Genomic DNA, 22,009 nt, shown 5'->3' with positions numbered 1-22,009 from the left:
ATTCTATTTTAACAAAAGGAGGTTTTATTTACATACTGACCGCTAAAGCTATTCGGAACACACTTGCATAGCAAGTGGTTTTCAATAAGACAATAAAAAGCTCTCCTAATTCTTAGGAAAGCTCTATACTAATATTCCAATTAATATTTTCAATATAAATTCAATGGCTTCCCTTCGTAAGAATTACCTTAATCAGGTTATTAGAGTCTTTGAGTTTTGGCTCTTCTCTCAGCTATCCAAATTATAGCTCCCCTAGCTTTTTATTATGTAATTTTTTTCAAATACTATATACTTTTATGTTATCATCAGTAAATTCCTTTGTCAATATATAGTTATTTACCCTTATTTACCTAACTATTTCAAAATTTATGAGCTCTATAATTTTAAGATTAAATAGTATTGCTAAAAAGTCCAGCTCCTCTTACTATTTCCTGATCATTAAATAAATCTAAAATAGCTTCCTGATAAGAATTTATATTTTGTGACTTCTTAATTTTCTTAGAGTATTTCTTATTATCAGAAAAGATATAAATCATATATCCCCAAAGTTCCTTCATTCTATATAACGCAATATTATCATCCTTAAATACTTCTCTATAGTTAAATAAAATATCATCATGAAACTCTTTTAATACTTTCTTATCTAATAATTTATTATCAGTTATTTCATCAATTAAACCTGGATTTGCAAGAATACCTCTTCCAAGCATAATTTCATTAACTTCTGAAAACTCATTTTTAAAATTTATATAATTTTCTAAAGTAAAAATATCTCCATTATAACAAACTGGATTAGTGCTTAAACTTAAAGCATCTTTAAACACTTCTAGATTAGGTTTATTTCCATAAAAGTCTTCCCTAGTCCTAGGATGAATTATAAGTTCCTTTATAGGATATTTATTATATATTTTTATAAGCTCATAAAATTCTTCTGGTTCATCTCTGCCTATCCTAGTTTTTACCGAGATTTCTATATCATCTTTTTTATATATTTCATCTAAAAATTTATCAAGTTCATCTCTTTTAGCTAGAAATCCAGAACCTCTTCCTTTAGATACAACTGTTCCAGAAGGACATCCTAAATTTAAGTTAATTTCATTATATCCAAGCTGTTGCAATTTCTCAGCTGTATTTATAAATCCCTCTGAATCATTAGTAAGTATTTGAGGAACTACGTACATTCCCTTATTATTTTCAGGTAATATATCTCTAAGCTCTTTAGTTTTAAAACTTTTACTGCTAGTTGGTACTATAAATGGTGTAAAGTATTTATCGATATTATGAAAAAACTTCTCATAAGAATTTCTATATACAAATCCTGTGATTCCTTCCATTGGTGCTAAATAAAATTTCATAAAAAACTCCTTTTAAATTAATCTAGAAATATTATATCAGCCTTCTTTTCTATCATCTACACATTTTATTAATTAAAGAATGAAAAAATTAAAATATGAAAGAATGCCTATAAAAAATCCTTACAGACTTTTTATATGGAAATCTTTTAAAAAATAGGTTTTGCATTACAAAACCTCTCCTTTTATTCTTTCATTTTTTCATTATCTTAATTTTTTCATTTTAAATATCAATATTTTTACCTACTGGCAGTAATAAGCCTGCTTTTTTTAATATTGGTCTTACTGCATTATAGATAAGTGCCACTAATATTACAGAAATAACTGCATTTACAGATGTAGTAACTGCACTTAGCTTAGCCAATATAGCAGCTGCATCTTGAGGCTGTCCTAATATATATTGCTTATAAAAGAATCCAACAACAGGGTCTGCCACTACATTAAAAGCTAGTCCCCCAATCGATGCAATGATACTCCATTTGAAAATATACTTCTTATCATTACTTTCACTGATTTTTGCAATTCTATGTGCAATTAATCCTGTGATTAATCCAATACATAATTTCAAAATAAATGTTTTAGGTGCCACTGTTATATATACAGGATCTATTAAGTCTGCAATTGTCAATCCAACTGCTCCTGCAAATCCCCCATACCATCCCCCAAGTAACAATGCTGCTAAAACACAAAATGCATTTCCAATATGAATTGAACTTGCATCTCCACCTGGTAGTGGAATTTTAATTTGTAGATAAGTAAAAGATACAAAACATAGTGCTGCCAATAATGCTGTTTGAATTAGTTTTTTAAACCTGATTTCTTTACTCAAAATAATTGCCCCCTTTTAATAATAAAACTTATAATAAATTCTATGATTCTATGTCAAATATGTCAATTGTATCCATACAATTATATATAGATAGACAATTTTATATAAGCTGTAATAAAGTTTTTGAATTTTATCAAGTTATATTTAATAAGTAGAATATATAAGTTAACTAAGTATATTCTACTTATATAAAAATAAAAAAATCGTTGCTTTTAATTAAAGTAATTTCCTTTAAAATTATTTTTACTTTGAGTTCTATAAGATTACAAGATGCACATTATTTATTGAAACATAAATTGATAGCAAAAACTGTTTTCTTCGCATATTTTATATATAAATATATTGACAAACCATTTTCCATAAATTAGAATTGAAACAATTAATTGAAAAGCATTGATGGAGAGAAGTAGAAAGAGTAACCACCTACAGTGAGCTGGAGATAGTGTAAACCCAGTGGCAGGACTTTTTTGAATAACACTCCGTAGCTGCAAGCTGAAATATCAAATAACTGTTATATATTTATTACACAGTAAGGTAAAGTAAGTACGACGTATTCCATACGTTATTTGGATACCAGTATTAGCTGGGAAGTGACCGATAAGGTAAATTAGGTGGCACCGCGGATAAGCATCAATTCGTCCTATTATTAAGATGAATTGATGCTATTTTTATATCTAAAAGGGGGTTACTTTTATGTGTACAATTATGTGTTATGTGGGTAAAGATATTACTCGCGAAAAATTTGAAGGGGCATTAAAAAGAACTGAATCTAGAGGTCCAAATATGACAAAAATACTTGATTTAGAATCTGGCATTTTAGGATTTCAAAGACTTTCCATTATGGATTTAAGTACTAGTGGAATGCAGCCATTTACAAATAATAAAGATGCTGCTATATGCAACGGCGAAATTTATGGTTTCCGTGAAATTAAAAAAGAACTAATAAAAAAAGGCTATAAGTTTATTTCTGATAGTGATTGTGAAGTGCTACTTCCTATGTATTATGAATATGGATTAGATATGTTTTCAAAATTGGATGCGGAATTTGCAGCTGTAATTTACGATGGAGAAAAAGATAGTTATATTGCTGCTAGAGACCCAATCGGAATTCGTCCATTATATTATGGATACTCTAAATCCGGTAAGATTATATTTGCAAGTGAAGCAAAAAATTTAGTTAATCTAACTGATAAAATTACACCTTTTCCACCAGGACATTATTATGCTAACGGTGAATTTACATGTTATTGTGATATTACTGCAGTAGATCATGACTACTTTAAGGATGATTTAGAAGTTATTTTTAAGGAAATACATGATAGATTAGTATCAGCTATAGAAAAACGTATGGATGCAGATGCAAGTGTTGGATTCTTGTTAAGTGGTGGATTAGATAGCTCATTAGTATGTGCCATTGCTAAAAAACTTCATCCTGAAAAACAAATTAAAACCTTCTGCATAGGTATGACTGAAGATGCTATTGATTTAAAATATGCAAAAGAAGTAGCAGATTATATAAATAGTGATCATACGCCTTTATATATGACAAAAGATGAGGTTATTGAATCATTAGATGAAGTTATTAATATCCTTGGAACCTATGATATTACAACAATAAGAGCAAGTATAGGTATGTATTTACTTTGCAAAAAGATACATGAAACTTCCAATGTAAAAGTACTTTTAACTGGTGAAATTTCAGATGAATTATTTGGATATAAATATACCGATTTTGCTCCAAATTCAGAAGAATTTCAAAAAGAATCAATAAAAAGAATTAAAGAACTTCATATGTACGACGTACTTCGTGCAGATCGCTCCATCAGTTCAAACTCTTTAGAAGCAAGAGTACCTTTTGGTGATTTAGATTTTGTAAGATATGTTATGTCAATCAATCCTGAAATAAAATTAAATAAATACAATATGGGAAAATATTTATTAAGACATGCGTTTGAGGGGGATTATCTTCCTTCAAATATTTTATATCGTGAAAAAGCAGCCTTTAGTGATGCTGTAGGTCACTCTATGGTACATTATTTAAAGGAATATTCGGAATTAAAATACTCTGATGAAGAATTTGAAAGCTTGTGTGAAAAATATAAATATCACGCAAAGCCTTTTACTAAGGAATCCTTACTCTATAGAGAAATTTTTGAAAAGTATTATCCAGAACAAGCTGAAATGATAGTAGACTTCTGGATGCCAAACAAATCTTGGGAGGGCTGTAATGTGAGTGATCCTAGTGCCAGAGTTCTATCAAATTATGGGACTAGTGGTAAATAGATATATAGATTTTAGAGGCTACTTTTTTAATAGCCTCCTTATTTTTAATTATATTACATATTCATTTAAAGTACTGTATAAAATTTCTTTATCAATAGGCTTTGCAATATGTGCATTCATACCGCATTCCATTGCTTTAGAAACATCTTCACTGAATGCATTTGCAGTCATAGCAATTATTGATATTTCTTTGCTATCTAAATGACCAGACCTACGTATTTTCTTAGTGGCTTCATATCCATTTAGAACTGGCATTCTTATATCCATTAGAATAGCATCGTAATACCCAGGCGATGAATTTTCAAACTTCTCAAATGCTATCTGTCCATTCTCTGCTGTTTCAATATTTGCTCCCTTAAATTTAAGAATTTCACTAGCTATCTCAAGATTTAATTCATTATCTTCAACTATTAAGAATCTTTTTCCAGAGAAATCATAGTTTACCTCTTTATTTTGGTCCTCTACTCTAAACCTATCTGACTCTATTTCAATATACGAGTTATCATCAATATTATTCTTATTAACTTCAAAAGGTATTTCTACAGTAAATTGACTTCCTTCCCCCTTAATACTACTAACATTAATGCTTCCATTCATTAATTCAACTAAGTTTTTTGTAATAGAAAGTCCAAGGCCAGTTCCACCATGTTTTATACTAGTATCCATATTAGCTTGTTCAAAAGGTCGGAAAATCCTTTCTAACTCTTCTTCATCCATTCCAATACCATTATCTTTAATTATAAAGCATATTCTTAACTTTCCCTTTCTTTCTATTTCCTTAATTGTTAGTGTTATTTCCCCACCATTTGATGTGAATTTTACAGCATTTGATAAAATATTTATTAAGATTTGATTAACTCTAAGTTGATCTCCTACAATATTATTGTTTTTTATTCCTTGAAAAATAATATCGAATTTTATATCTTTTAATTTTGCCTGTGGTTTTATAATAGATTCAATATTAGAAGTAAATTCTTTTAAAGTAAATGCTTCAAAGCTAATTTTCGTTTTTCCACTCTCTATTTTTGACATATCCAGAATATCATTAATAATTCTTAATAAAAACTTTGAAGATGTCTCTATCTTCTTTAAGCAATCTCTTAACCTATCATGATCTCCTAGGTTTGAACTTGCAATATCAGTCATGCCAATGATTGCATTAATTGGTGTTCTTATTTCATGACTCATACGTGATAAAAAATTTCGTTTTGAATTATTAGCATTCTCAGCTGATGTTAGTGCATCTTTCAAATCTCTTTGTGAATTTAAAATTTCTGTAATGTCAGCAAAATTAATAACATATCTTGTTAATTCTCCATCTTGTATTACCGGATATATTCTAATATTTACCCAACCTACTTTTTGATTTCTTCGATTCTTTACCTCCGACTTCCATTCTGTCATCTTAATTTGAGGAGACTTGTATAATCTTCTTATAGAATCTATTACTTCATTATCCATATATCCTTTAAGTACATTGTAATCATTCAATAATTCTTCTATTTCCACTCCAAACTTTCTTTCTACATTACTACTTACAAATTCTATTTTCTTATTTTTTAAATTATACATAAGATATACATCATCTATATTTTCTGTAAGCATATTAAATAATACTTCTCTAGAGAAAACATCATTACGTCTTCTTTTTGATGCAATAAATGCAAATAAAATAGATATAATACTTATAGCAATTGAAATAGCTATTGCAAACATACTTTTAAATGAATATGTTCCTCTACCTTCACTCACAATATCTGATGCACTTTTTGATGTTGAATTAATCATTTCATTTAATATAATATCAAGGCTATTTACTATAGATAAATATTCCTCTTCATATATCTGCCTTGCTGTATCTAAGTCACCACTTTCAGCAATTTTTATTATTTCATTTTGTTTGATTCCCATCTCATAAATTTTATTAATAAAAATTTCTTTCTCTGGACCATTATATTTATTGTAAATTATACTATAATAAACTTCCATATTATTATAAACATCACTTATTTCATCCTCAATATCATTAATAGGTGTACTATCATATTTATTTGTTATTTGCCTCATATAATGGCTAATACTAGATATTCTCCAACGTACACTCCATTCAGCATAAGATAACTCATAAGGAGATTCATATATTTCATCTGTTATTCTTTTAATTTGACCTACATTGCTTATACTTAAAAATGAAAGTATAACAGCCAATGTACAAATAATAGTTAGTATAGGATATGTAATTTTATTTGTCTCAAAAAATTTAAATTTCTTAAATATACTAATCATTTCCTTTTACCTCATCTAATTTTTTCAAATAAATTACTTAGTATATTTAAATCTAAATAATTTATTCAATATCCCAAAACATAATTAGATTTTATCCGTGTATAAACTTGATAATTCCTTAAACCTATTTGAAACTATTTTAAGGCACTCCTTCAATTTAGGAGAAAACACTCCACACTTATCATTCAAAATCATATAAATAGCTTTCTCATGACTATAAGCTGCTTTATATGGTCTTTCTGCAGTCAATGCATCATAACAATCAGCTACAGATACTACCTGTGCCCAAATAGGTATATCATCACCTTTTAATCCGTAAGGATAGCCACTTCCATCCCATTTTTCATGATGATATTTACAAATATCGTAACAATACCTTAAGTACTCATCATCACTTATATTGTTTATTAAGCTTAAAATCTCACTTCCTTTTGAACAATGAGTTTTCATAACTTCAAATTCTTCTTTAGTAAGCTTATCTGGTTTTAATAAAACAGAATCTGGAATTGCAATTTTCCCAATATCATGCATAATTGATGCTGATGATATTACTTCAACTAATTCATCAGTTATTCCATACTCTGGATATATTCGTGATACAACCTTTAATAATTCATATGTAAAATAACGTATTCTCTTAATGTGTTGACCTGAATCCATATCCCTATATTCAATTATAGCGCCTAAGACTTCAATTATATTATTATTAAAATCGTTTATTCTCTGTGCTTGGTTAATTAATTTTTTATTTTGCTCATTTAACAAATTAACCTGCTCTTCTATTAATACTTCCATTTCATTTTTATGCTTAAAAAGCTCTACTAAATTTCTTACACGTCTTTTAATAATAAAAGAATTAAAAGGTTTTTTAATAACGTCTAAAACCCCTAATTCATGACCCTTCTCCTGATATTCTTCTGAGTCAGAGGAAGTAATAAGCATAACTGGTATATAGTTTAATACACCTTTATCTTTTAGTATTTCTATAGTTTCAAATCCATCCATTACAGGCATAACAATATCTAATAAAATAAGTGCAATGCTTTCCTGACACTTATCTATTATACTTATGGCTTCACTTCCATTTTCAGCTTCTAAAATATTATAGCTATCCATAAGTACCTCTTTTAAAATGGCTCTATTTATCTCCACATCATCTACTATAAGAATAGTATCACGCTTTACCATTTTACTCCTCCTTACTTTTAAAACATCCTAATCAAAGTAGTTAACTCCATATATTGCGACTTGATTTTCTCCTCTATATTACTCAAAGAATCTAACTCTTCTTTTCTTATACTTTCAACCATTTCTGCACACGCTTTAGATAACTCTACAAACCCTAAGTTACCACTTAAGCCTTTTAGTGTATGGGCATATATTTCAATATTTTTATAATCACTATTTTTTAAGGAATTTATTAACATTTCAAAATTCTTGTCTTCTAAAAATTTATTTAATAATTTTTTATATAGATTTACATTGTTGCATAATCTGGAAATTGTTCCATCTATATCAACTCCAATTTTCTTTAACTCCAATAAAAACCTCTCTTGCATAATATCTTATCTCCTATATTAAAAATCTAAGTACCAAAATTAAATATTTTTAAATAACTTTTTCTATCCTATCTATAATAAAGTTTTTACTATAAGGCTTTAACAAATATCCATTAACATTATAATTTAATACTTTTTTAATCGCCTCGTGATCATTTCTTGCTGAAGAAATTAAAACTGCTGTACTTTCAAATTTTTTAGTTTCTCTTAAGTGTTTAAGCATTGTAAAACCATCTATAACAGGCATCATTAAATCTAATATAAATAAATCTATTTTTTTACCATGCTTTCTCATTTCTTTAATTTTCTTTACTGCTTCCATACTTTCATTAAAAATTGTCACTTCATAATCATATGTTTTTAAAAGATTAGCTAATACTAATAATGATATATCATCATCATCTACTATAACTATATGCTTTTTTCTTTTAACAACAGTCTTAGTGTTTCTAGAAATAATAAAATCTCCTCTAAATTTATCTAATGAATCTATTTGTTCTGATAATTCTATATCATCTGATATTAAAGATCTTTCTTCTTGAATTTCACCTTTTATTTCTGCTCCATATTTAATAAATATATCTCTATAATTTCTCATTAAATCATCTTTGGATATACTTTCAAATTTACTATTATCATTCTTTTCATATTTACTATCTGAAATTAAAATCAACCTCTTATCACTATATCTTCTTGCTAACAATCTAATAAGATTAAACTTCTGTTTACTACTATCATCATCTTCCACCAAAATAATATCGTAATTCATTTCGTTAATTATATTTATTAAACCTTCTGTGTATCCTTCTAAAACATTAACTCTTATATTTGAATAAATTAATTTATTTATTAACTTCTTATATTCTAAAGAATCATTTAATAAAAATAAAGTTTTTCTCATATTATCCCCCTTATAAACGCAAAAAATTCTTTTGAAAGATAGCCATATAAACCTCTAATCATTTTATTAAATTTCTAAATATTTTAAACAGTAGTTATAAATTTTACATTTTTACTTTTTTATCCCACCATTTATTGACATTAATTTAATATTTTATTATTATATTAAACTGAAATATATTTTTGAATATGTGTGACTTAAATTTCACCGTGACAATTTTTTAGGAGGAAATGATTTGAATAATCTTGGGTTTAGCTATTTATTAAAAAGTTTAAATATTTCACCTTCAAAGATGGCAAAAGAATTAAATGTAGATAGAACATTAGTTAGTAAGTGGAAAAATGGTTCAAGGAAAATAGATTTGAATGCAATATATTTTGATAATGCCATATCTTTTTTGATTAATAGAAATATTGAACTAAAAAATAATTTTCTAGAAAATTTATTTTCATCTATTTATAATGAATCCATAAATCATTCGAATTATGAAAATCATTTAAGGGAACTTTTAAAAAAATTTATTATTGATAATTATAATAAAACAATTGATTCTGATAAAAAAATTGCTCCTACTAATGATAAACTTACAAATAACTCCTTATATATGACTAACATATCAATTTATAATACTCAGCATCAAAGTTTTTTAGGAATTATTGATATGCTAGATTTAGCTATTAATTATGGATCGGCCCAAAAATTTTTTATTGTTTTTAACAAAACCTTTGACTCCTTTATTGATAAAAAGGAAATTAGAAATGATTGGTTAGAAAGAGTTATAAAACTTTTAGATATGGGGTGTAGCTTAGAACTTATCTATTCACTTAGCAAAAGTTCAAAATTACTTTCATATCTTGCTCCGGTGCTATTTCATAAAAATTGTAAATCTTCGTATTTTATTGATTCTATTGATGATACTCAAAACTACTCTTTACATATTATAGAAAATAAGAGTGTCTTCTACTCCTCATCTCAACATGTTGAGTATGAAACTTACAACTATGGTGCACTTTTCACTGATCCTTTTACTATTAACTTTTATATTGCATTTACCAAAAATATTCTTTCAAAATCATTTAGCACATTTTTTTCATCTACTATTTATAATGTGCTAGATAGCTTTGAGTTAAATAATAATAAACTTAATAAGGAACTTACTAAATACAACACTACATATTACTGCAATACATTTCCTATTTACACTGCAATGAGTGAAGAATTATACTATGAAGTACTTTGTAATTCAGTAAGCAATAAAGAAGATATAGACAAGTATTTTGAATACTTTAAATTAGCTAAAAAAGATATGCACGAAAGGTCAAACTTAAGCACTACTCACTTCTATTCTATAGATTCACTTATAAACTTTTCAGTATCTGAAAATATAGTGTATGAAAGTGAATCTGATATATCTCCAAAGCTAATTCTTACAAAACATCAGTTTAAGCAGCATTTAAATTACTTAGCAAATTACTTATTGTCTACGGATGCTTATAATATTTGTTTAATTTCTGAAACAACAATAACTGATAATGAATTATTTTATTGCTGGTGTAAAAAAAATGAGTTTATTGTTATCTTTAATAACAATAACTTATCAGACATTAAAATATCTACTGAAATCTCATATGTTAATTCTATTTTCAACATATTTGAGAAATACTTTTTACTTACTGGGGAAAATTTCAAGAATAAAAATATAATTGCTAATTTCTTAAGAAGTTTATAAAAATACAAAAAAAACATGAGGTTAAATAATATTTTTTATTTAACCTCATATTTTATAGATTACATTTTCAAATACAAAGAATTACTAAAGTATCAAAATAGAGACTATTTTTCAATAGCCTCATAATCTTAATTTATCCCATCGCTACCATTGCTAAAACTCACACCTTATATAAGTATGAGCTAAGCACTTCTATACGCCTGGATTAGTTCTTCTATAATTAGCAGCTTAAATATATAAACTCTATACTACTTAAAAATAATGCCCCTGCATAGTCATTAGCAGATGCTATACGTGCAATGCTTAATAATGCAAAATCTTCTGCTCTAATAATATCTTTTAGTTCAAACTCTATCACATAGTGATTATACTTAAAGTTCCCAGGTGACTTTTGAATTTGAATATTAAATTTATTAATAGTTTTTAAATTCGATATATTTACAACGCCATTAGCTCTTGCAAATAATGATGAAAGTCGTATTGCAAATCTATTTCCAGTTGGTGTATTTGAATTATCAGTCAATAAATGAACTAAAACTTTAGCTTTACCAGCTTTATCATAGGCATCTTTAGGCACATTAAAAGTTAAAGAATACTCATCTGTATCTCCTCGAGGAAGAAGCCAACCTAATATTCTAAGACTTGAATTAGCACTTCCTAGTGGTATAGTATCAGGTGAAGTTTCATCAGCATCATTCATTGTTCCACCATTGAAAATTAATGATTTATATTCTAATTCATGTTCAAAACAACATTCATTTGCCATATTGAATCATCTCCATATTAATATAAAACTTTTATAATATATTATATTACACACTAATAATTATGTTACTAAACTTTATAAATATTTAACTAAATAATATTTCTCATAATTAGTACTAGCCTTATAGATAAAATTCACTTAAATATTTATTCATAATGGAGATTTATTCTAAGTAACCTTTATAATTTTTATATAAATCTATTTTTTCATTTTATATTTTATTTTAAATTTCTTCTTGGTATTTCAAATTTTATTTCTTTTTCTATTTCCTCTAAAAGTCTTGAATCTTTTGGATCTACAAATAGACAAGTATATCCTTCTTCACCAGCTCTCCCCGTTCTACCTATACGATGGATATATGTTTCAACCTTTTCTGGAATATCATAATTATAAATATGACTTACTCCACTTATATCTAATCCTCTTGAAGCTACATCTGTAGCTATTAAATACTGAATATCAGCATCTCTAAAGGATTTTATAATTCTTTCACGCTTATTTTGTGGTATATCACTATGAATAACTTTACAGTTATATCCTCTTCTATGCATTACTACTTCAAGTTCATCAGCTCTTCTTTTTGTTCTACAGAAAATAATAGCCATAAAAGGATTATCTTCATCTAAAGCTGTACATAAAGCTTCTCTTTTTAATCTATCTACAGTTTCTACAACTTCTTGCTTAATTTTATCTAAAGTTACTTCTTCTTTCTTAACTGAAATAACTACTGGGTCATTCATATATCTATAAGCTAATTTTTTAACTGCTGAATCCATTGTTGCTGAAAAACATAAAGTTTGAACCTTTTTAGGTCTTTCCTTCATTACTAAGTCTATTTCATTTCTAAAACCCATAAGTAGCATTTGATCTGCTTCATCAATAACGATAGTCTTAAGCTTCTTTAAATCAACAGTTTTTCTCTTAATATGGTCAAGAAGTCTTCCTGGAGTAGCAATTATCATATGAATATTACCACTTAACTTCTTTACCTGGGATCCAACATCCTTCCCCCCATACATTGCTAAAACTCCAATATCCTTACCTTCTTTTAGCTTTGTAGCTTCTTCAGTAATTTGTATTGCAAGTTCCCTAGTTGGAGTAATTATTAAACATTGAACATCCTTAGATGATATTGATATTTTCTCAAATATAGGTAGTAAAAATGCTAAGGTTTTACCAGTTCCTGTTTGTGCCTCACCTATTACATCCTTACCATTTATAATTTCCTTAATACTTTTATTTTGAATTTCAGTTGGACTAGTAATTCCACTTTTTTTCAATGTATTTATTATATTTTCACTTATTCCTAATTCTTTAAAATTCATTTTTTATTTACCTCTTAATCTTATGTTTCGAATAATTATAACATAGTATTGCCAAAAAGAATAAAGTTTTATTAAGTTATTCCAAATTATGATAACAAGTCAATCTATTTTCATATTATTAGTTATTTAATCTCGTAACTTAACTCTCTACATTAAAACAAAAAATGACGGTTTACCATTAATAGTAAACCGTCATTTATAAAGTAAAAATTCATTTTAATTATAGCATTTAATTCATTTAAAATTAAATTTCTAAAGTTTACACAAAATTATTTACATACTCTGGAAACTGTTTCAGTATTACAGATGGTAAAGATGGATCCGTATAAAAGCCAAAATCACCTTACTATCTTATATCATCTCTTAAAAACTTCTTCTCCTCTTCCAACAAGTCAAACCCAAGTGTTCCTCCTGGATTCATAATATTATCAGGGTCAAAATGATTCTTTAAAGCACGAAAAATGCTATACTCGTTTCTACCTACTGAACCCTCTAACCAAGGACCAAACATTTTACCAATACCATGATGATGGCTCATTGAGGCCCCTGCTTTTTGAATTGCATCAAGTATCCCCGCATGATATGCTTTATATTCTTCTGGATCACTCATCTTTGCAATAAAGATAAAATATAAATTTGCTCCTTGAGGATAAACATGAGACATATGTGTCATACATATCGTATTAGGTCTACTCTTACAGTAAGCTCTTACATCACGATGAACTTGAGACATATTACTCCAATTTACGCTACACTCCATTGTATCAGTAACAATTCCAAAATCCTGCATAGTATCACGTAGATATGGGTCATTAAAACGTCCCTTTTCCCATGATTTTGTAACGATTCCTGTTAGATTCATACCTTCATATTTCTTTGCAACCTTCTTTGTAATCCTTGCACAATTTTTGCTAAATCCCTCTTCCCCGTTAGTAAACCCAAGGAATAAACACATTTCTCCTTCCTTAAAACCTTTAATATTAAATAAACGTCTTAATGGACTTTCATCTACTCCGTATAACCTTAGCATAATCTTAGTTTCTTCTGGGTCAGACAAACGAAATACTGATGGAAATCCAGCTTCACTTTGCATTATTTCCCTTGCAGCTTTTTGTGCTGTTTCCCAATCTTTAAACATAAATGAAAATCTTTTAATAGTCTCTGGAGTATGACGAAATACTTTTAGTGTTACATGGGTAAGAACTCCAAAAGCCCCTTCCCCCCCCATCATAATCTGTCCAATATCAGGCCCTATTGCCTTACGTGGATAAGAATCTGTTTTAATATTTCCTATTGGTGTTGCATATTCTTGCCCCATTACAATATCACTTATACATCCATAATAGGTACTATTTTGTCCAGATCCCCTTGTTACAACCCATCCGCCTACAGATGAGTATTCAAAACTTTGTGGGAAATGACCACATGTATACGGTCTCTCTGCTTTAAAAAGCTTAACAGCATTATTTAATGTTTCTTCTAATTTTGGCCCACTCATCCCTGCTTCAACAGTAATTGTCTGATCTATTTCATTAAATGATATAACCTTATTAAATCTTAGCCTCATATCAAGAGAGACTCCACCCCTTGTACATTCAACGCCTCTAGTAACACTTGATCCACCACCATAAACATAAATCGGAATTTTTTCTTCTGTACAATACGCAACAACCATTTCAATTTGTTCTTTTGTATCTGGATAAATAACTACATCAGGAATATTTTCTATAATCTTATTACGAAGGCGTAAAATATCATACATAGTTTTTCCATAAGCTACAGATAGTCTAGAATAGTCATCTGTCCTTACAAAGTCTTCACCTACTATATCTTTAAATCTATCAATTTGTACCTTACTTAATTTACAAGGGATATCATATTCAACTTCATCAAAACCCAAATCTTCTTTATACTCTTTAAAAAATTCATCATCTATCTCAAAAATTTCTTTAACCATCTTATATAAACTCTCTTTTGGTGGTTTAATCTGTGATGGTTCCCCCCATTTAAAAATAGAACGGTAAGATGTTTTACTAAATTTTTCATTAACCCACTTTGGTTCAAAATCATTATATGGATGTGACATAATTTCTCCCTCTTTCTTGATAAGTATTAATAACTAAATTTCTTTATCTTTTTCATAATCTCTCACACTTAAACTAAGTATTTATTTAAGTAATACTCTTTTTATATAAAGGTAAAAGCTTTGGAAATATTTTTTTATAAATCTCATTAAATAATTTTTCATATAATTTATGCTCTTTCATATCAGGAATAAATTCATCCTTAATATGAACCATAGCTTCTACTGCTTCATTTATATTTGAAAAGATTTTCTTTGAAACAAAGGCAACTATAGAACTTCCAAGACCACTTACTTCATGCGTTTGAATACGATAAACAGGAATTCCAAACATATTAGCTGTTATTTGGCATATTTCCTTACTTCTAGAGCCTCCTCCTGCAACAAAAATCTTATCAATTTTAATCTTTCCTCTTCTCTCCATTGTTCTCATTCCATCTAATAATGCAAAATTTAAGCCTTCAATTATAGCCCTATATATATGTGGTCTTGTATGGATATCAGAAAAACCTATAATTGCTCCCCTTGCCTTTGGCATTACTACACCAGGAGTAAAATATGGCTGAAATATAAGCCCATTACACCCTGCTGGAATTTCTTTTAACCTTCCATTTAATAACTCTTCTGGATCAACACCTTTTTGTTTTGCTTCTTCCACCTCTTTTGATGCAAACTCTTTTTTAAACCAAGATATAAGCCAATATCCACGATAAATTTGAACCTCTGGATTATAGTGATTTTTTAGCACTGCTGGATAAGCTGGAATAAAAGGTAATGCCTCCATATATCTATCAATAGTAAGCTGTATAGTTGCAGTAGTTCCAAAGCTAATAGCTACTTTATTAGGTGTTGAGCATGAAAGTCCAAGTGTTTCACACCCTTTATCTGACCCTGTAGCTATTAAACAAAGATGTGTTCCAATACCAGTAGCTTCACTAGCCTCTAAAGAAATTTGACCAATAACTTCTCCTGGTTCAACTAAATCGCACAATTTCTCCTGATCTACATCAAATATGCATCTCTTAATATTATTTGCTCCCATCCACCCTCTTGATTTACTATCAAAGGGTATATGACCAATAATACTTGCACATGAATCAATATATTTTCCTGTTAGCTTATAATTTAAATATCCTGATAATAATAAATATCTATATGTTTTATTCCATATTTCAGGCTCATAAGTTTTTATCCAATTACAGGCAGATACCTTTCTTTGTAGCTCAACCGCTTCTCCCATTCCAACTAAATTAAACAAAAGTTTTGTCGTCATCTTGATTGGTTCCATATTAATTGTCTCTCTTTTATCCACCCATAAAATTAAATCTCTTAAGGGCTGTCCATTTTTATCTACACAAAGGCAACTATCTCTGATTGTTGTGCATGTTACTGCAATTATATCCCCCCATAATGCTCCACATTCACTTTTTAATGCTAAACTTACCTCACAAAGAGAGTTCCAATAGAAATTTGCACTTTGTTCTGCCCAGCCTGGTTCCTTTGCATAATAAGGCTGTTCATACTTCTTTTGTGACTTCATAACAATATTTCCATTTGAGTCTACAAGCATAGCTCTTGCGCTTTGAGTCCCCATATCAAAGGTTAATACCAAAGGTGTAGACATAGCATTTCTCCCTTCATTTATTAATGCTATTTGTTGCAATTACATTACAGCCACTTCCTATTATATTTTCAAGAATAACATCTCCACAGTTAACTTGATAATCTATAACTATTTTATTTAATACCTTCATAGCATCAAATACTTTTCCCTTTGGAATTTCTCCATCAGTTCGCACTGGTAAAAGTGGCATTTCCTTAAATATAGTTTTTACTGTAGTTGTCAAGGTACGTACTGGGTTTATTATTTCACTTTTTGCAAACCCTTCCCCACGTTTGCAACTATTTCCCGTTACAATTATATTTTCATCTTGCATTTCTACCGAAAGCTTACATCCTATTGGACAAACAATACATATCATATCCATTATTTATTCACCTCTCTTAATAAAAGCTGAATATTACTATTTTCATATATTTTCACTTTGTTAAAATTTACTACTATACGTTCCATCTCAGGAGGACGTAAACTTTTATATTTCTTGCTAAAAATCTCTTTATTATCAACTGTTAGAGTTAAAACTGTCTCCCCTCTGTCTTTATTTGAACGGAAAAATATAACTGTCTTATCAGAAACCTTATTAATATCAATTCTTTGTGGTATCGTATATAAAAAGCTGCTATCTGCATTAATTTTAGTCATAATACGATTACTTGTAGAATGTTTTGCCGCAGCTTTTCCTGCTGATTCTCCACTTTCTGATACATAATCTACTAAATCATTTACATGCATAGCATTTCCACAGATAAAAACTCCATCTTCCATTGTCATATAATTTTGGTCCGCTATAGGTCCTTTTGTTCTTGTATCTAAAGGAATATTTAATCCTTCAGCTAACTCATTTTCTGGAATAAGTCCAACTGATAAAATTAAGCTATCACATTCCACTATTTTTTCAGTTCCTTTTATGGGATTCATATTTTCATCCACCTCTGAAATTTCCACAGAAGTTAATCTTGCCTCGCCAAATACCCTTGTTACTGTATGACTTGTGTAAAGTGGAATATTAAAATCATTTAAGCACTGTGAAATATTACGCATAAGTCCACTCGGCGTAGCTTTAGCTTCATATACCCCTAAAACCTCTGCCCCCTCAAGAGTTAATCTACGAGCCATAATTAATCCAATATCACCACTTCCAAGAATAATGCAACGCTTAGTAGGTAGCTGTCCTAAAATATTTGTATAATACTGTGCAGTTCCTGCTGTAAAGATACCAGAGGGTCTTGTCCCATGAATTCCAATCTGTTTTGCTGTACGTTCACGACAACCAGTACTTAATACGAGGCTTTTTGCTACAATCTCACGGACACCGCTTCTGCTTACTAAAGTAAGGTGAATTAACCCATCCTCTTTCTTAATATTACTCACAAAGGTTAATAATTCTACTTGTATATTACTCTTTTTCACTTCTTCTATAAACTTTTGTGCATACTCAGGCCCAGCCATCTTCTTCTTAAACCGTACTAGACCAAATCCATCATGAATACATTGCTTTAATATTCCACCGAGGCGACTTTCACGTTCTATTAATATTACTTTTGCACCTTCACTCTCTGCTGAAAGTGCAGCTGCAAGTCCTGCTGGCCCTCCACCAATAACTGCAACATCAAATCTTAGAGCTTCATTCATTCTCTATCCCCTCCTTTGTGCTACCATAAAGAATATTACTTTTCTCTCCATTTTTAAGAACATCTTTTAATTCTATTCCCTTTTCTTCAGCAATAATTTGTGCTATTAGTGGACTACAAAAACCTCCTTGACAGCGTCCCATTCCTGCCCTTACACGTCTTTTTATTCCATCTAAAGTGTCACAAGGCACAGATCTACGTAATGATTCTACTATTTCTCCCTTACTTATCTCTTCACAACGACAAACAATCACACCATAATCTGAATTATCATTTATTAGCTTATTTCGCTCATCTATATCGAGTTCAGAAGCTCTTACTATACTCTTGCGATAAGGATTAAAATTATTATTTTTTTCAATACTATTATTCTTCGAAAGTAAATCAACTACCATTTTAGCTACATCTAAAGCAATTGCAGGTGCCGCAGTTAATCCAGGTGACTGTATTCCTGCTGCATGTACAATATTATTAGTAAAGTGTCCTTTTTTTATTATAAAATCCTCTTCATATGTAGCAGCTCTAGTACCAGTAAAATAAGTTATTATATCAGATGTACTTAATAATGGAGAAATTTCCTTTTGCCTTTCAAATACTTTTTTAATACTTTCAGGATCAGTTGAAGAATCCTCCTTATTGTACGTTTCTATAGCATCTGGGCCAATTAGCAAATTACCATCTATTGTACTTATTACTCCTCCACCTTTAGATTTTGCTTTCTGTGTATCTACAGTTCCCATTAAAGACGCAATGGTCTTTACTTGAAAAGCTGCTTTTTTATCTAAAATAGAATTTGTCCCCTTTCTTGGATGTATTGAAAAAAAGTGGTCCTTTGCCATCTTTGCAATATCTTCGCTAAAGACACCTGCAGCATTTATTACAGTCTTAGGGTAAACTGTACCACGATTTGTAATTATACTTTTTATAGATCCATCCTCAACTTTCATATCAAGTACAGCAGTATCAAGACTTAAATTAACTCCGTTATCAACTGCATTTTCAGCATAAGCAATAGTTAATCCATAAGGGCAAACAATTCCTGCAGTTTTAAAGAAAAGACCACAGCTAATATTTTCATTTAAATTAGGCTCTCTTTTTAGTAATTCCTCTTTGCTGACATAACTACAAGGAACATCCATTCTCCTCCAGTACCTTGGGGCGAAAGGTAATATATATTTCATAAACTTACTTGTAAATCCTAGATACTGACCAGTTCTTTTAAAAGGTACATCTAGCTCTCTACAAATTTCATCATACATTTTATTACCTAGTGCATTGTACTTCTGTTTTACCTGTCCAATTTTCAAATCTATACCTGGATGTATCATTCCATCATTTCTACTTGAGGCATGAAGAGCAACATCATGCTCTTTCTCAAGTAGTAAAATATTTAAATTCCATTTGCTTAACTCTCTAGAAATAGCACATCCAACAATTCCAGCTCCAATTACAACAACATCAAAATTCTTCCCATCAAGAGCATCATCACTTAATGATGGAGTCTTCATAGGCATAATCTTAATATTCCTACAAGTAATATTATTAACAACATACCTTCTGCTCTTCCTATCAGCACACATACGGCCTGCACTGACAACATCATCCCAACTATTTAAGCTACCATTTAATGTTATAATATTATCTTTTTCTGTTATGTTAATATCCTTCCCAAACTGCTTATATAATTTCCTCTTAAGCTTGCTTAACGATTGCATTACCCCGCCTCCTTTGTCAGTCAACCGACTGACTTTATTCATTAATCTAAATATATTCATTCCAATTTGTAAATATGTTATAATCACAAAAATTGTTAATATTTTCAATATTGTTTTAATATATTAGATATTATTATAAATTTAATTAGGAGATATTTTATGGCTACACCACTTAATTCAAATATTAAAGAAAAAATAATTGAAAATACAATCTTACTTTTACATAGTACATCCTTTGATGATATTACTCTTGCTAAAATTTCAAAGGAATCAAATATAAGCAAGGGCACTTTGTATTATTACTACAATAATAAAGAAGATATACTTTTTGATATTATTGATAGATACATTTCTAAGCTTGCTGATGATTTAATTGTATGGGTTGAAAATAAAGAAAAAGATACTAGTGCTCCAAGACTTTTTAAATATGTTTTAGAACGAGGAGCTGAAAAAGAATATGGTAATTTAAGACTTTATTTAATCGGTGCCTGTGTTTCTGAAAATATATCTTTACGCGAAAAATATGTTGAGCGGTATCTTTATTTTAAAAGAAGTCTAACTAAAAAAATTAATGAAAGGCTTCCTAACTCTGATGGCGAATATCTAGCTTGGCTATTACTTACTACTATGGATGGAATATTGATTCAAAATCAACTTAATACTCCTGAGTTTAATAGTGATGATTTTATAAAGAAGACAATTTTATTTATGCTTAAATAAAAAGGTAGAAATAATACGAAGCAAGAAAAAAACAGTAGTTGGTTTTGTTTTCACACAAAACTAACTACTGTCCCAAAATTAGTAGAAAATCAAAGGATGAATCAATAATTTTTTTGTAATTTTAAGTCATCCTTTTTTATTTATATTCTATTAATTCATTATTAAAATTATAGCAATTCTTTTCTTAACTCTTCACCTGTCTTTGGTGATAAATAGCTAAATGGAATATCTAACACAGTACGTGCTCCAGTTTGACCTTCCTTAGATAATCTATAAGCAGCTCTTGCATAAGCTAATAATACACTTGAAGTAAACTCAGGATTACTATCTAGGTTTAAGCTAAATTCCATTCTTTGCTTTGTACCATTTCCAGTAACTCCAGTACGAATAACAAATCCACCGTGAGGCATTCCTTTATGATTTTTATTCATTTCTTCTTCTGTTATAAAGTTTACTGTTGTATTATAGTCTGAAAAATAATTTGGCATATTTACAATTTCATTTTTAATCTTTTCTAAATCCGCATCTTCCTTAGGTACAACATAACAAATTCTTTCATGCTTTTCTCTAGCAGAAAGATCTACATTTTTTCCTGAACGCACTTCGTTAATTGCACTTTCAATAGGCACAGTGTATTGAACTCCATCCTTAACACCTTCTACTCTTCTAATAGCATCTGAATGACCTTGGCTTACACCTTTTCCCCAAAAAGTGTAGTACTTTCCTCTTGGAAGCACTGCTTCTCCTAAAAGACGATTTAATGAAAATAGACCTGGATCCCATCCAACTGAAATTAATCCAATAGTACCAGAGCTTTTTGTAACCTTATCTAAGATATTAAAATATTCTGGTATCTTTGCATGAGTATCAAAGCTATCTACTGTATTAAACATCTTAGCTATTTCTGGTGTTTGCTGTGGCAAATCAGTTGCAGAACCTCCACAAAGAATCATTACATCAATTATTTCTTTATAACTTTCGATTTCAGAAATATGTACCATCTTCGATTTAGCTGATAAATTTTCTGGATTTCTTCTTGTAAAAATAGCTTCTAATTCAAAATCTGGATTTTGTGATAAAGCTAGCTCTACCCCTTTTCCAAGGTTTCCATAACCTACTATACCTAATCTTATCTTATTGCTCATTTATTTCCCTGGCAATATGCCAAGTACCCCCTCTTTTATATATTTTATTTTAATTATATAATAT

The 22,009-nt window shown here is 29.2% G+C and carries 17 protein-coding genes and 1 riboswitch; of the genes, 3 read left to right on the top strand and 14 right to left on the bottom strand.

Annotation, left to right across the window (positions count from 1 at the left end):
- Positions 1-152 precede the first annotated feature (152 nt).
- Positions 153-264, bottom strand: a riboswitch (TPP riboswitch).
- Between the two features lie 125 nt (positions 265-389).
- Positions 390-1,355 (bottom strand): tRNA-dihydrouridine synthase family protein, encoded by a 966-nt coding sequence (locus E6248_RS03375; RefSeq protein ID WP_316339410.1) that lies wholly within the window; start codon positions 1,353-1,355, stop codon positions 390-392.
- A 220-nt stretch (positions 1,356-1,575) separates the two neighbouring features.
- Positions 1,576-2,181 carry an ECF transporter S component gene (locus E6248_RS03370; RefSeq protein WP_396335121.1) on the bottom strand — a complete coding sequence of 202 codons (606 nt, stop codon included), beginning with the start codon at positions 2,179-2,181 and terminating at the stop codon, positions 1,576-1,578.
- 693 nt (positions 2,182-2,874) lie between these two features.
- Here E6248_RS03370 and asnB point away from each other — a divergent pair.
- Complete coding sequence (gene asnB / locus E6248_RS03365) at positions 2,875-4,464, top strand: asparagine synthase B (RefSeq protein ID WP_316339409.1); 1,590 nt, start codon at positions 2,875-2,877, stop codon at positions 4,462-4,464.
- Between the two features lie 48 nt (positions 4,465-4,512).
- Here asnB and E6248_RS03360 read toward each other — a convergent pair whose 3' ends face one another.
- The 4 genes from E6248_RS03360 to E6248_RS03345 all read right to left on the bottom strand — a co-directional run bounded on the left by E6248_RS03360 (position 4,513) and on the right by E6248_RS03345 (position 9,210).
- Positions 4,513-6,750, bottom strand: coding sequence for an ATP-binding protein (locus E6248_RS03360; protein ID WP_316339408.1), 2,238 nt, complete (start codon positions 6,748-6,750; stop codon positions 4,513-4,515).
- Positions 6,751-6,834: 84 nt separating this feature from the next.
- A complete protein-coding gene (locus E6248_RS03355; RefSeq protein ID WP_316339407.1) occupies positions 6,835-7,938 on the bottom strand; it encodes an HD domain-containing phosphohydrolase in 1,104 nt (367 codons plus the stop codon).
- Positions 7,939-7,955: 17 nt separating this feature from the next.
- Positions 7,956-8,309: an Hpt domain-containing protein gene (locus E6248_RS03350; protein WP_316339406.1), complete on the bottom strand. Its 354-nt coding sequence runs from the start codon at positions 8,307-8,309 to the stop codon at positions 7,956-7,958.
- A 49-nt stretch (positions 8,310-8,358) separates the two neighbouring features.
- Complete coding sequence (locus E6248_RS03345; RefSeq protein ID WP_316339405.1) at positions 8,359-9,210, bottom strand: response regulator; 852 nt, start codon at positions 9,208-9,210, stop codon at positions 8,359-8,361.
- Positions 9,211-9,445: 235 nt separating this feature from the next.
- Here E6248_RS03345 and E6248_RS03340 point away from each other — a divergent pair, with 235 nt between their 5' ends.
- A complete protein-coding gene (locus E6248_RS03340; RefSeq protein ID WP_316339404.1) occupies positions 9,446-10,939 on the top strand; it encodes a helix-turn-helix transcriptional regulator in 1,494 nt (497 codons plus the stop codon).
- 220 nt (positions 10,940-11,159) lie between these two features.
- On the opposite strand, the gene E6248_RS03335 is transcribed toward E6248_RS03340, so the two are convergent.
- The 7 genes from E6248_RS03335 to E6248_RS03305 form a co-directional block, all read right to left on the bottom strand.
- A complete protein-coding gene (locus E6248_RS03335; protein WP_316339403.1) occupies positions 11,160-11,705 on the bottom strand; it encodes a hypothetical protein in 546 nt (181 codons plus the stop codon).
- A 218-nt stretch (positions 11,706-11,923) separates the two neighbouring features.
- Positions 11,924-13,030: a DEAD/DEAH box helicase gene (locus E6248_RS03330; protein WP_316339402.1), complete on the bottom strand. Its 1,107-nt coding sequence runs from the start codon at positions 13,028-13,030 to the stop codon at positions 11,924-11,926.
- A gap of 346 nt (positions 13,031-13,376) precedes the next feature.
- The gene (locus tag E6248_RS03325; RefSeq protein WP_316339401.1) at positions 13,377-15,116 is read right to left on the bottom strand and encodes an FAD-binding oxidoreductase; all 1,740 of its coding nucleotides are present in this window, start codon (positions 15,114-15,116) and stop codon (positions 13,377-13,379) included.
- Between the two features lie 85 nt (positions 15,117-15,201).
- Positions 15,202-16,737 carry an FGGY-family carbohydrate kinase gene (locus tag E6248_RS03320; RefSeq protein WP_316339400.1) on the bottom strand — a complete coding sequence of 512 codons (1,536 nt, stop codon included), beginning with the start codon at positions 16,735-16,737 and terminating at the stop codon, positions 15,202-15,204.
- Positions 16,738-16,750: 13 nt separating this feature from the next.
- Positions 16,751-17,101: a DUF1667 domain-containing protein gene (locus E6248_RS03315; protein ID WP_316339399.1), complete on the bottom strand. Its 351-nt coding sequence runs from the start codon at positions 17,099-17,101 to the stop codon at positions 16,751-16,753.
- Entirely contained in the window at positions 17,101-18,366 is a 1,266-nt protein-coding gene (locus E6248_RS03310; protein WP_316339398.1) for an FAD-dependent oxidoreductase, read from the bottom strand. Before E6248_RS03310 ends, E6248_RS03315 begins: the two co-directional genes overlap by 1 nt.
- A complete protein-coding gene (locus E6248_RS03305) occupies positions 18,359-20,080 on the bottom strand; it encodes an NAD(P)/FAD-dependent oxidoreductase (protein WP_316339397.1) in 1,722 nt (573 codons plus the stop codon). The genes E6248_RS03310 and E6248_RS03305 overlap by 8 nt, the downstream gene beginning before the upstream one ends.
- A gap of 159 nt (positions 20,081-20,239) precedes the next feature.
- On the opposite strand from E6248_RS03305, the gene E6248_RS03300 reads away from it, so the two are divergent.
- Positions 20,240-20,800: a TetR/AcrR family transcriptional regulator gene (locus E6248_RS03300; protein WP_316339396.1), complete on the top strand. Its 561-nt coding sequence runs from the start codon at positions 20,240-20,242 to the stop codon at positions 20,798-20,800.
- Positions 20,801-20,967: 167 nt separating this feature from the next.
- On the opposite strand, the gene E6248_RS03295 is transcribed toward E6248_RS03300, so the two are convergent.
- Positions 20,968-21,945 (bottom strand): diaminopimelate dehydrogenase, encoded by a 978-nt coding sequence (locus E6248_RS03295; protein ID WP_316339394.1) that lies wholly within the window; start codon positions 21,943-21,945, stop codon positions 20,968-20,970.
- Between the last annotated feature and the right edge of the window lie 64 nt (positions 21,946-22,009).

This window comes from Clostridium sp. (genome assembly GCF_032552055.1).
Lineage (GTDB): Bacteria > Bacillota > Clostridia > Clostridiales > Clostridiaceae > Clostridium.
Note: the sequence above shows the minus strand (reverse complement) of the source record. Positions and strands in the feature narration are given on the sequence as shown.

Coding starts and splice junctions, on each gene's coding strand:
- E6248_RS03320 (WP_316339400.1), bottom strand. CDS start 16,737: ATGTCTACACCTTTGGTATTAACCTTTGATATGGGGACTCAAAGCGCA.
- E6248_RS03355 (WP_316339407.1), bottom strand. CDS start 7,938: ATGGTAAAGCGTGATACTATTCTTATAGTAGATGATGTGGAGATAAAT.
- E6248_RS03315 (WP_316339399.1), bottom strand. CDS start 17,101: ATGGATATGATATGTATTGTTTGTCCAATAGGATGTAAGCTTTCGGTA.
- E6248_RS03350 (WP_316339406.1), bottom strand. CDS start 8,309: ATGCAAGAGAGGTTTTTATTGGAGTTAAAGAAAATTGGAGTTGATATA.
- E6248_RS03375 (WP_316339410.1), bottom strand. CDS start 1,355: ATGAAATTTTATTTAGCACCAATGGAAGGAATCACAGGATTTGTATAT.
- E6248_RS03300 (WP_316339396.1), top strand. CDS start 20,240: ATGGCTACACCACTTAATTCAAATATTAAAGAAAAAATAATTGAAAAT.
- E6248_RS03330 (WP_316339402.1), bottom strand. CDS start 13,030: ATGAATTTTAAAGAATTAGGAATAAGTGAAAATATAATAAATACATTG.
- E6248_RS03310 (WP_316339398.1), bottom strand. CDS start 18,366: ATGAATGAAGCTCTAAGATTTGATGTTGCAGTTATTGGTGGAGGGCCA.
- E6248_RS03345 (WP_316339405.1), bottom strand. CDS start 9,210: ATGAGAAAAACTTTATTTTTATTAAATGATTCTTTAGAATATAAGAAG.
- asnB (WP_316339409.1), top strand. CDS start 2,875: ATGTGTACAATTATGTGTTATGTGGGTAAAGATATTACTCGCGAAAAA.
- E6248_RS03325 (WP_316339401.1), bottom strand. CDS start 15,116: ATGTCACATCCATATAATGATTTTGAACCAAAGTGGGTTAATGAAAAA.
- E6248_RS03295 (WP_316339394.1), bottom strand. CDS start 21,945: ATGAGCAATAAGATAAGATTAGGTATAGTAGGTTATGGAAACCTTGGA.
- E6248_RS03335 (WP_316339403.1), bottom strand. CDS start 11,705: ATGGCAAATGAATGTTGTTTTGAACATGAATTAGAATATAAATCATTA.
- E6248_RS03305 (WP_316339397.1), bottom strand. CDS start 20,080: ATGCAATCGTTAAGCAAGCTTAAGAGGAAATTATATAAGCAGTTTGGG.
- E6248_RS03360 (WP_316339408.1), bottom strand. CDS start 6,750: ATGATTAGTATATTTAAGAAATTTAAATTTTTTGAGACAAATAAAATT.